This window comes from Collinsella aerofaciens (assembly GCF_028206795.1).
GTDB lineage: Bacteria > Actinomycetota > Coriobacteriia > Coriobacteriales > Coriobacteriaceae > Collinsella > Collinsella aerofaciens_AX.
Genome location: NZ_JAQLFJ010000010.1, coordinates 1 through 12,384, shown reverse-complemented (window position 1 = coordinate 12,384; position 12,384 = coordinate 1). Strand labels below are relative to the sequence as shown.

Below are 12,384 nucleotides of genomic sequence, written 5' to 3'. Positions count from 1 at the left end.
TTTAGGTTACACCGTCTGGCGGTGCCTCGCCGCGCTATCCTAGTGCAACCCTTACGAAAGGAACGCCATGCGTCTGCCAATGAATACCTCGCTTGCCACGCTCAAGCCCTCCGGTATCCGCCGGATCAACGCGCTCGCCGCCCAGCACCCGGGGTGCATCGCGCTTGCGCTTGGCGAGCCCGATTTTCCCACGCCCGATGTGATTAGTGCCGAGGTGACCGCCGCACTGGACCGCGGTGACACGCACTATCCGCCCAACAACGGTCGCCCCGCCCTGCGTGAGGCGTTATCTGCCTACATGGGGGACGCGGGCCTTACGTTTTCGGCCGACGAGGTCATCCTAACCGACGGCGCGACCGAGGCCCTGTCGGCAACATTCATGGCTATGCTCAACCCCGGCGACGAGGTCATCATCCCCACGCCGGCCTTTGGCCTGTACGAGAGCATCGTCGTGGCCAATCACGCCAAAGCGGTCTTTTTGGATACGGAGCCTGCGCAATTCCAGATTGATGAGGAGGCGCTTCGTGCCTGCGTGACGCCGGCGACCAAGGCCATCGTCATCTGCTCGCCCAACAACCCCACGGGCTGCATCCTCAGCGCGGCGTCACTCGACGCCGTGGCGCGCGTGGCAGAGCAGACGGGCATCTACGTGGTCTGCGACGACGTATACAACCGTCTAGTCTATGTGGATGGCTACGAGCGCTTTGCCCAGCGCCACCCGGCGCTTCGCGATCAGACGGTAGTTATCGAAAGCTTCTCCAAGCCCTGGGCCATGACCGGCTGGCGCTTGGGCTGGCTTGCAGCGGCAGGGCCCGTCATCGCCGAGATCGCCAAGGCTCACCAATACCTAGTATCGAGCGCCGTCTCCTTCGAGATGGACGCCGCAGCCCGAGCCCTGACCGTCGACCCAACCCCCATGCTCGAAGTCTACCGAGCCCGCCGCGAACGCGTACTCGCAGCCTTAAACGCCATGGACCTCGACGTCGTAGAACCCGCAGGAGCCTTCTACGCTTTCCCGAACATCAAACAGTACGGCTTAACCAGCGAGGACTTCTGCATCAAAGCCATCAACGAAGCCAACGTAGCTCTAGTCCCCGGAGACTGCTTCGGCACCGAAGGCCACATCCGCCTAAGCTACTGCGTCTCCGACCAAGATTTGGACGAAGGCCTCCACCGCCTGTCCAACTTCGTGTCAACCCTATAGCCCAACGGGACCCAAAACCATCAGCCCACCGACCCAAGCATTATGAGTGGGGCGCGCCGGTCAACGGTAACCCTGGCTGCCCCATAGTTGACGCAGGCCGCGCCGCCAAAGGCCAGGCGCAAGGTTTTCGTAGATTCCGCACGAGCCGAAGAGCACTTAATGTGCTCTTCGTGCGAGCCAGGACTTGACCGAGCGAAAACCTTGCGCCTGGCCTTTGGCGGCACGGCCGGATGGTGGAATTGTGTGCAGCCCGGTTTTCCGTTGACCGACGCCGGGGTCCCCGCCATAATACTTTCGGTTCACGCACGAATCCGCTGCCAGAGACAGCCGGTGCAAACGGGCATCGCCCGCGAGCTTAATGGGATATCCCGCCAGCCGAGGTGGTCGAGTAGATATGTCTTCTCGCCCCCGTCGCTCATGCAGCGCGGGGGCTTTCTTTTTGGACATGCCCCCGTCACGTCCTTGTGGCGGACCGTGCCCGGAAAGAATTCGAGGAGGTGTAATTCATGCCCCAGCAGTACAAAATCGACAAGGTTGCAGAGATCGAGTCCCGTATCGCCGAGAACGCCGGTCTGTTCGTCGTCAACTACAACGGTCTGACGGTTAAGCAGGCCCAGGAGCTGCGTCATCAGCTTCGCGAGTGCGGCGCCGAGATGAAGGTCTACAAGAACAACCTGGTCAAGATCGCTCTCAAGAACCAGGAGCAGCCCGAGCTCGACGAGATTCTCGCCGGCCCCGTCGCTTATGTGTTCTACGAGTCCGAGCCGGTCGAGGCCGCTAAGGCCCTTAAGGACTTCTCCGCTAAGTCCAAGGGCGTCCTTGAGATCAAGGGCGGTATCTCCGACGGCAAGGCCGTTTCCGCTGATGATGTTAAGGCTATCGCCGAGCTGCCCACCAAGGATCAGCTTCTCGGCCAGATTGCCGGTCTCATCTCCGGTTTCGCTCGCGACATCGCTGTCTGCGTCAACGGCGTTTCCTCTGGTCTCGCTCGTTCGATCCAGCAGGTCTCCGAGCAGAAGGCAGCCTAGTAGCTGTTTTCACCCGCGGCGGCAACGCCGCACCCCTGGCGCATTCGCGCCGTGTTTTAACTGATCTCCGTGCATTCGCACGGAAACCGAAAGGACTTAGAAATGGCTAAGCTTACCACCGATGAGATCATCGATGCTCTTAAGGAAATGACCCTTCTCGAGGCTTCCGAGCTCGTCAAGGCTATCGAGGACACCTTCGGCGTTTCCGCCGCTGCTCCTGCCGCCGTTGTCGCCGCTCCCGCTGCTGGCGCTGCTGAGGCCGAGGAGAAGACCGAGTTTGACGTCGTGCTCGAGGGCTTCGGCGACAACAAGATCCAGGTCATCAAGGCCGTCCGTGAGCTCACCAACCTTGGCCTGAAGGAGGCCAAGGAGGTCGTCGAGGGCGCTCCTAAGGCTGTTCTCGAGGGTGCCAAGAAGGAGGACGCCGAGGCTGCCAAGGAGAAGCTCGAGGCTGCTGGCGCTGCTGTCACCCTCAAGTAATCAGGCTTTCTCGCCAGATTTCTTTGCAGACGGGGTTCGCATTGCGAGCCCCGTCTTTTTTGTTATGACCCCTCCATTTTGCTGGCTCGGCATGCAAATTGCTGTCGTTTGCGGTGCTTTGGGATCGCTACCGTTGGTCGATAAAATTGCACCATTCGAGCAATAATTTGCGTTGACCTGCTGAAGAATGGCGCTTGCCTTACGGCGACGTATGTCTCCGGCGGTAAGATACTTCGGTATCGCAATTTGGTCTGCGGCCGCCGTGCCGCACGCATAGGGCGCATTCTGCGCCTGCGAAAGGATCCTTGAATAACATGAAGGCAATCATCCCCGCCGCCGGCCTTGGCACGCGTTTTCTGCCTGGCACTAAGTGTACGCCCAAAGAGATGCTGCCGGTGCTCGACAAGCCGGTCATTCAGTATGTCGTTGAGGAGGCGCTCGACCCCGAGGAGGTCGACGACGCCATCATCGTTACCTCTCCCGGTAAGCCCGAGCTGCTGAGCTACTTCCAGCCCGATCGCTCGCTCGAGAATCTGCTGCGCGAGCGCGGCAAGAACGCCTATGCCGATGCCGTCGCCCACGCTGGCGGTATGCCGGTCGACTTCCGCTATCAGTACGAGCCCAAGGGCCTCGGCCATGCTATCCGCTCTGCTGCCGACGCCGTGGCAGGGGAGAACTTCCTGGTTCTTCTGGGCGACTACGTTGTGCCCAACCGCGACATCTGCGACAAGATGCTCGCCGTTTCCAAGGAGCACGGTGGCGCTTCGGTTATCGCCGTCGCTGCTTGCTCACCCGAGGAAGTCAGCCGCTACGGCGTTATCGCCGGCGAGCGCGTCGGTTCGCTCGAGGGCGCCGAGGGCGTTGCCGATGCCGAGCCGGGCGCTGTCTGGCGCATTGGCGGTCTGGTCGAGAAGCCTGCTCCCGAGGCGGCTCCGTCCAACCTGTACATCGTCGGTCGCTACCTGCTGAGCCCGCTGGTCATGGACCTGCTCGCCGATCAGCAGGCCGGCAAGGGCGGCGAGATTCAGCTTACCGACGCCATGGCCCGCTCGCTCGACCGCGAGGCCATGTACGCCGTCGTCATCGACCCGCTCTCGGGCTACGATACCGGCACCCCGTCTGGCTGGATGGCCACCAACGCCCTCATGGCCGCAAGCGATCCTCGCTTTGCCGGCGCCTTCTGGGACGCCATCGACGAGCGCGGCGGCTTGATGCGCAAATAAGCCTTCGGGCATCGACATTTACGGGCGTGGACCTCGGTTCGCGCCCGTTTTTTATAAGAGCTGCGATTGCTGGCTCTCTGTTCACAGAAAATATATGAACAGATGTTCGATACACATACATCTACCTGCGTGTTTTCTGTCGAAAAACTTTGCTACTCCAAAAACTCAATCGCGTCAAGGCTTTTCTTGCCCAACGGTCGGTACCTGATAAACTATTAGGTTGCGATAACTGGCGAAGCTATGCCTCGCCAACCCACCGAGCATTTCCGTGAAGGAGGAAAAACCTGGTGACCTACGCATACACTGCCACTGAGCGCAAGCGCGTCAGCTTCGGGAAAATCCCGGAGGCCATGGAGCTCCCCAACCTTATCTCTGTTCAAAGGGAATCCTTTGAGCGTTTTAAGGACGAGGGCCTTCGTGAGGCGTTCAAGGAATCCAGCCCCATCCAGAGCCAGAACCATGTTCTCGAGGTTACCTTCGGCGAGCATCAGTTCGGCGACCCCGCGCACACCGTCGAGGAGTGCCGCGAGAAGGACATGACCTATCAGGCCCCGCTTCTGACCGACGTCCGTCTCACCAACAAGGAGACCGGCGAGATCAAGGAGCAGCTCGTCTTCATGGGCGACTTCCCCATGATGACCGATCAGGGCACCTTCATCATCAACGGTACCGAGCGTATCGTCGTCTCGCAGCTCGTCCGCTCCCCGGGCGTGTACTACAGCTCCGAGATGGATTCGGGCAAGCAGATCTACAAGGCCCAGATCATCCCGTCCCGCGGTGCCTGGCTTGAGTTTGAGGTCGACAAGCGCGACCAGCTCATGGTCTCCATCGACCGTAAGCGCAAGCAGAGCGCCACGATGTTCCTGCGCGCCCTTGGCATCGCCGTCACCAACGACGATATCATCGAGCTGCTCGGCAACTCCGACGTGATCAAGCGCACCCTCGAGCGCGATACCGCCCTCACCCGCGAGGACGCCCTCATCGAGATCTACCGTCGCCTGCGCCCGGGCGAGCCCCCCACCGTGGATGCTTCCCGCAGCCTGCTCGAGGGCCTGCTCTTCAACCCGCAGCGCTACGATCTGGCCCGCGTCGGTCGTTACAAGGTCAACAAGAAGCTCAACCTCACCACCGAGGAAGAGGTCACGGTGCTCACCGACGAGGATATCGTCGCTACGCTGCGCTACCTGCTGTCCCTCGCCGCCGGCGAGCAGGGCTTCAAGGTCGACGACATCGACCACTTCGGCAACCGCCGCATCCGCACCGTCGGCGAGCTCGTCGCCAACCAGTTCCGTATCGGCATGAGCCGTATGGAGCGCGTCGTCCGTGAGCGCATGAGCTCCCAGGACATCGACGAGATCACCCCGCAGTCGCTCATCAACATCCGTCCGATCGTGGCCTCCATCAAGGAGTTCTTCGGTTCCTCGCAGCTCTCGCAGTTCATGGACCAGGCGAACCCCCTGACCGGTCTGACCCACAAGCGCCGTCTGTCCGCACTCGGCCCTGGTGGTCTTGCCGGCCACAAGTCCGGCTCCAGCCGCCGCACCAACGTGCCGACGGCCGTCCGCGACGTTCACAACTCGCACTACAGCCGCATGTGCCCGATCGAGACCCCCGAAGGTCCCAACATCGGCCTGATCGGCTCGCTCGCCCTCTACGCCCGTGTGAACGAGTACGGCTTCATCGAGGCCCCGTTCCGTCGCGTCGAGAACGGCGTTGCCACCGACCAGATCGACTGGATGACCGCTGACGAGGAAGAGAAGCACGTCATCGCGCCGGCCAACACGCCGCTCGATCCCAAGACCAACGAGTTCATCACGACCGATGCCGAGGGCAAGATCGTCCGTCCGCACACTGTGATCGCCCGTACCCGCGACTTCGACGGCTCCTTCGGCGCTCCCGCCGACGTGCCTGTCGAGGACGTCGACTACATGGACGTCTCGCCGCGTCAGATGCTCTCCGTCGCAGCCACGCTGATCCCGTTCCTCGAGCACGACGACGCTAAGCGTACGCTCATGGGCGCCAACATGCAGCGTCAGGCCGTGCCGCTGGTTCACCCTGCCGCTCCCTATGTCGGTACCGGCATGGAGCGTCGCGCCGCCCTGGACTCTGGCGAGGTTACCCTGGCCAAGAACGCCGGCGAGGTCATCTTTGCCGACGCTTCCAAGATTATCGTCAAGCATGCCGGTGGCATGGACGAGTATCACCTGGCCAAGTACCAGCGCTCCAACCAGTCCACCTGCATCAACCACCGTCCGCTCGTGCGCGTCGGTGACACCGTTGAGCAGGGCGAGCCTCTGGCCGACGGTCCTTCGACCGATCATGGCGAGCTCGCACTGGGCCAGAACCTCACCGTGGCATACATGCCGTGGGAAGGCTTCAACTACGAGGACGGTATCGTCGTGTCCGAGCGCCTGGTGGCCGAGGACCTGCTGACGACCATCAATATCACCCGTCACGAGATCGACGCCCGCGACACCAAGCTCGGCCCCGAGGAGATCACTCGCGAGATCCCGAACCTCTCCGAGGACATGCTTGCCAACCTCGACGAGGACGGCATCATCCGCATCGGCGCCGAGGTCGGCCCTGGCGACATCCTGGTCGGCAAGGTCACGCCTAAGGGCGAGAGCGCTCTGACCGCCGAGGAGCGCCTGCTGCGCGCCATCTTCGGTGCCAAGGCTCACGACGTTCGCGACACCTCCCTTAAGATGCCTCACGGCGCTTACGGCCGCGTCATCGACGTCGTCCGCTTTAGCCGCGAGAACGGCGACGACCTGGCCCCCGGCGTCAACGAGCAGGTGCGCGTCTACGTCGCCCAGCGTCGTAAGATCCAGCAGGGCGATAAGATCGCCGGCCGCCACGGCAACAAGGGTGTTATCTGTAACGTTCTGCCGGTCGAGGACATGCCCTACATGGCTGACGGTACCCCGATCGACGTTATTCTCAACCCGCTGGGCGTTCCTTCGCGTATGAACGTCGGCCAGCTGCTCGAGTGCCACCTTGGCTGGGCTGCCGCCTGCGGTTGGGATACCGAGCAGGCCGACTCCGACAAGTACGTCCCCGGTCCGTTCTTCACCGCGACGCCCGTCTTCGACGGCGCCAAGGAGGACGAGATCGCCGAGGTCATCCGTCGCGCCAACAAGAACATGCTCAACAAGGCCACCGCTGCCTTTGGCGATCACATGCGTCCCGAGTTCGTCACCCAGCTTGACGAGCGCGGCAAGACCCGTCTGTTCGACGGCCGCACCGGCGAGGAGTTCCGCGAGCCCATTACCGTGGGTACGTCCTACATCCTCAAGCTCGGCCACATGGTCGACGACAAGATCCACGCGCGTTCGACCGGCCCTTACAGCCTGGTTACCCAGCAGCCGCTGGGCGGCAAGGCCCAGTTCGGCGGCCAGCGCTTCGGCGAGATGGAAGTTTGGGCACTGTACGCATACGGTGCTTCCAACGTCCTGCAGGAGATCCTGACCGTCAAGTCCGACGATACCGTGGGCCGCGTCAAGACCTACGAGTCCATCGTCAAGGGCGAGAACGTCCCGGTTCCGGGTATCCCCGAGTCCTTCAAGGTTCTCGTCAAGGAGATCCGTTCCCTCGCGCTGGACATCGAGCCCATGCACGATGCCGACGAGGACGCCTCCGCCCCTGTGACCGCCGAGGAGACCTCTGCCCTCGACGACCTGGCTGCGCTCGCCGGCGTTGACGCCGACGTCGAGGCCCAGGATGCCGAGACCGCCGAGGCACCCGAGGCTGTCGCCGCCACGACCACTGATAAGGAGTAGTTGACTGTGGCAGATTTCGAAGCTACTGATTTTGACTCGGTAAAGATCTCCCTTGCCTCCGCCGACCAGATCCGTTCCTGGTCGCACGGTGAGGTCAAGAAGCCGGAGACCATCAATTACCGTACCCTCAAGCCCGAGAAGGACGGCCTGTTCTGCGAGAAGATCTTCGGTCCCGCCAAGGACTGGGAGTGCTCCTGCGGCAAGTACAAGGGCATCCGCTTTAAGGGCATCGTCTGCGAGCGCTGCGGCGTCGAGGTCACCTCGGCCAAGGTGCGTCGCGACCGCATGGGCCACATCGAGCTCGCCGCTCCCGTGTCCCACATCTGGTACTTCAAGAGCCCCACGAGCTTCCCGATGAGCCGTATGCTCGACATCAAGTCCAAGGACCTCGAGAAGGTTCTGTACTTTGCCAGCTACATCATCACCGAGGTCGACTACGAGGCTCGCGAGGCCGACGCTGACGACCTGCGCGAGGAGCTCGCCGCCGATCTGGAAGAGATCGATGCCGAGTGCGCTCGCCAGATCGAGTCCCTCAAGGAGCAGGGCAACCCCGAGAACTTTGACGAGTTCTCCGACGAGGAGCCGCTGACCCCCGAGGAGATCGCCTCTGGCATCGTCGACATTGAGGAAGAGTGCAAGGACGAGAAACAGCTCCGCACGGACGCCTTCAACGCCTTCATGAAGCTCACCGAGCGCGACCTCATCTCCGATGAGCCGCTGTTCCGCGAGATGACCCGTTACTACTCCATGTACTTCAAGGGTGGTATGGGTGCCGAGGCCGTCCGCGACCTGCTCGCTGCTATCGACCTCCCCTCCGAGGCCGAGAAGCTCAAGGCCATCATCGCCGACGAGGACTCCCAGAAGCAGAAGCGCGAGAAGGCCGTCAAGCGCCTCGAGGTCGTTGACGCCTTCCTGAAGGGCGGCAACAGCCCCGCGAACATGATCCTGGATGTCATCCCGGTCATTCCGCCCGATCTGCGCCCGATGGTCCAGCTCGACGGCGGCCGCTTCGCCGCGTCCGACCTCAACGACCTGTATCGTCGCGTGATCAACCGTAACAACCGACTCAAGCGCCTGCTCGACCTGGACGCCCCTGCGATCATCGTGAACAACGAGAAGCGCATGCTCCAGGAGTCCGTGGACGCCCTGTTCGACAACGGCCGTCGTGGTCGCCCGGTTTCTGGCCGTGGCGGTCGTCCGCTCAAGTCGCTCGCCGAGGCCCTCAAGGGCAAGCAAGGTCGTTTCCGTCAGAACCTGCTGGGTAAGCGTGTCGACTACTCCGGCCGTTCGGTAATCGTTACCGACCCCAAGCTGCTGCTTCACCAGTGCGGTCTGCCCAAGACCATGGCGCTGGAGCTCTTCAAGCCCTTCGTCATGAAGCGCCTGGTCGAGCTTGGCAAGGTCGAGAACATCAAGGGCGCCAAGCGCGCTATCGACCGCGGTGCCACCTTTGTGTGGGATATCCTCGAAGAGGTTATCGACGGCCGCGTCGTGCTGCTCAACCGTGCACCGACCCTGCACCGTCTGTCCATCCAGGCCTTTGAGCCGGTGCTGGTCGAGGGCAAGGCTATCCACCTGCATCCGCTGGTCTGCTCGCCCTTCAACGCCGACTTCGACGGCGACCAGATGTCTGTCCACGTGCCGCTGTCCAGCCAGGCCCAGGCCGAGGCTCGCGTGCTCATGCTCTCTGCGAACAACCTGCGCTCGCCGGCATCCGGCAAGCCGGTTAACATCCCCTCGCAGGACATGATCATTGGTGTGTACTACCTCACCCAGGTCCGCGACGGTCTGCCGGGCGAGAACCACGTGTTCGCCAGCTTCGACGACGCGCTGCACGCCTATGACTGCCGCTCCGAGGTCGACATGCAGGCCAAGATTCGGGTCCGCGTGTCCGCTGCCGACGCCAACGTCATCAACGAGGACGGCACCCGTATCTTCCGCGTCAAGAACGGCAAGAACGAGTTTGTCGACTACGACGTCACCGGCAACAAGACCGCGCGCTTCGAGACCTCTATCGGCCGCATCATCTTCAACCGCCAGTGCCTGCCCGAAGACTATGAGTTCATGAACTACAAGATGGTCAAGGGCGACGTGGCCAAGCTGGTTGCGGATTGCTGCGATCGTTACCCCGAGGCCAAGGTCGGTCCGATCCTCGACGCCATCAAGTATTCCGGCTTCCACTACGCCACCCGCGCCGGCCTCACCATCTCAGTGTGGGACGCTCTCATCCCTGCTGAGAAGCAGGAGCTGCTCGACCGCGCCCAGGCCAACGTCGACCAGATCAACGAGTACTTCGAGGAGGGCTTCATCAACGAGACGGAGCGCCACATCGAAGTCGTTAACGAGTGGACCGCTTGTACCGACAAGGTTGCAGCGCTCATGCTCGACATGTTCGACGAGGAGAACCCGCTCTACATGATGGCCGACTCCGGCGCCCGTGGTTCTAAGACCCAGCTGCGTCAGCTCGGCGGCATGCGTGGCCTGATGGCAGACATGTCCGGCGAGACGATCGACCTTCCCATTAAGGCGAACTTCCGCGAGGGCCTGCTGCCGCTTGAGTACTTCATTTCGACCTACGGCGCCCGTAAGGGCCTGGTCGATACCGCATCCCACACCTCGGACTCCGGTTACCTGACCCGTCGTCTGGTCGACGTGGCCCAGGACGTCATCGTCCGCGAGGAGGACTGCGGTACGCACGAGGGCGTCACCTACAACCTCATCATCCCCGGCACCACCGACCTCAACACCGACCTCGTCGGCCGTTGCTTCATTGAGGACGTCGTGGCTCCCGATGGCACCGTGCTCTTTGAGCAGGACGGCTACATCGAGAAGGTCGCCGACATCCAGAAGATGGTCGATGCTGGCCTCAAGAAGGTCAAGCTCCGCGCGCTGCTCACCTGCCGCTCCAAGTACGGCGTGTGCCAGAAGTGCTACGGCTGGGATCTTTCCACCCGTCGTCCGGTCGCCATCGGTACCGCGGTCGGCATTATTGCCGCCCAGTCCATCGGCGAGCCTGGTACGCAGCTTACGATGCGTACCATTCACTCCGGCGGCGTCGCTGGCGTCGACGATATTACGCAGGGTCTGCCTACGGTCAGCCGTATGTTCGATATCGTCGGCAACGTCAACGAGAAGATTCTGGGTCGCGAGGCCGAGCTGGCTCCGTACTCCGGCCACCTCTCGATTAAGCCCGAGAAGTCCGAGTACGTGCTGACGCTCACCGACTCCGAGGATCACACCCGTGTCCTCGACGAGCGTCGCGTCCCCGCTTCGGTGCGCTTTATGCCCGAGATCGAGGACGGCTGCGAGGTTCGCGCTGGCGACCAGATCACCAAGGGCTTCGTCAACTTCCGCAACCTGCGCAAGCTGACCGACATCGAGTCGACGATGCACACCTTCGTCGAGAGCGTCAAGGACGTCTACACCAGCCAAGGCGTCGACCTGAACGACAAGCACATCGAGGTGCTCGCACGTCAGATGCTGCGTCGCGTTCAGATCACCAACCCCGGCGACTCCAAGTACCTGCTTGGTCAGTACGTCGACCGCTACGAGTTCGCTGACGAGGTCGAGCGCGTTGCCCGTCTGGGCGGTCAGGCTCCCGTGGCCGAGCCCGTCATCCTGGGTACGCTCAAGGTCGCGTCCAACATCGACTCCTGGCTGTCGAGCGCTTCGTTCATCCGTACCGCCGGCGTCCTTACCGAGGCTGCCATCGAGGGCAAGGTCGACCACCTGCTCGACCTTAAGTCCAACGTCATCGTCGGTAAGAAGATCCCTGCTGGTACCGGCCTTAAGCCGTATGCCAACGCCAAGTTGACGTATCGCACGGCCGACGGCTATGTCGACATCGACGGTCCGGCTTCGCCCAACGCCAAGTCGCTGCCCGAGTGGGCTCCGGTTGAACTCAAGGATCTGGACGAGCAGCTCCCGCAGCAGCTCGACTGGGCCGGCTACGACGAGTTCGGTGGTGCCGACGGTTCGTTTACCCGTAACGGTCACACCATCTCCGCCGAGAAGGCTCGCCTGTACCTGTTCGACGACCTGGGCGTGTCGCAGCGCTGGACCAACAAGTTCAGCGAGGTCGGCATCGAGACGGTCGGCGACCTGGTCGGCAAGTCCGAGGAGGATCTGCTGCGCATCGATGGTATCGGTGCTAAGGCGATCGAGGAGCTCCGTGACGGCCTCGAGGCCCACGACCTGCTCTACATCCTCGAGAACAACGACGACGTTGCCGACGAGGAAGACCTCTCGCAGCTGCTGCAGATGGTCTTTAGCCCCGACGGTCCGGACGACATCCTGCTGGGCACCTCCGCTCCGACGCATCATGCCGACGACGAGGAGGAGCTCCTGGGCGCTCCGATCGACGACAAGAAGGCTCCCGCCAACGGTGCCATCAACGAGGACATGGCTTCCCTCGACGAGCTGCTCAACCAGCTCGTGGACACCGACGACGCCGAAGAGGCCAAGGACAACGACGAGGAATAATTTCCTAGTACGTTAACCGCCCTTCCAAAGACCCGTTTCCCAACAGGGAAGCGGGTCTTTTTTGGTGAGGAACGTTGCCCCGACGAGCACGTCGGATTCCCGGAACGGGCCGCCCGCTGTTTAAGTTTGTCGCGAGTTCCGCACGCAAAGGAAAGCACTTAATGTGCTTTCCGTCTTGCGCAGGACTG

Annotated in this window: 6 protein-coding genes; all 6 read left to right on the top strand. The window is 62.1% G+C overall.

Annotated features, from left to right (window positions below):
- Positions 1–67 precede the first annotated feature (67 nt).
- On the top strand, positions 68–1,204 hold the full coding sequence (locus tag PMX70_RS07505) for a pyridoxal phosphate-dependent aminotransferase (RefSeq protein ID WP_271743247.1): 1,137 nt from the start codon (positions 68–70) through the stop codon (positions 1,202–1,204).
- 506 nt (positions 1,205–1,710) lie between these two features.
- Positions 1,711–2,232 (top strand): 50S ribosomal protein L10, encoded by a 522-nt coding sequence (gene rplJ, locus PMX70_RS07500; RefSeq protein ID WP_006235004.1) that lies wholly within the window; start codon positions 1,711–1,713, stop codon positions 2,230–2,232.
- 102 nt (positions 2,233–2,334) lie between these two features.
- Complete coding sequence (gene rplL, locus PMX70_RS07495; protein ID WP_006235005.1) at positions 2,335–2,712, top strand: 50S ribosomal protein L7/L12; 378 nt, start codon at positions 2,335–2,337, stop codon at positions 2,710–2,712.
- A 314-nt stretch (positions 2,713–3,026) separates the two neighbouring features.
- Complete coding sequence (locus PMX70_RS07490) at positions 3,027–3,935, top strand: UTP--glucose-1-phosphate uridylyltransferase (RefSeq protein ID WP_271743246.1); 909 nt, start codon at positions 3,027–3,029, stop codon at positions 3,933–3,935.
- A 287-nt stretch (positions 3,936–4,222) separates the two neighbouring features.
- Positions 4,223–7,714, top strand: a complete 3,492-nt coding sequence (gene rpoB, locus PMX70_RS07485) for a DNA-directed RNA polymerase subunit beta (protein ID WP_199409405.1) — start codon at positions 4,223–4,225, stop codon at positions 7,712–7,714.
- 6 nt (positions 7,715–7,720) lie between these two features.
- On the top strand, positions 7,721–12,196 hold the full coding sequence (locus PMX70_RS07480; RefSeq protein WP_271743244.1) for a DNA-directed RNA polymerase subunit beta': 4,476 nt from the start codon (positions 7,721–7,723) through the stop codon (positions 12,194–12,196).
- Positions 12,197–12,384: the final 188 nt, after the last annotated feature.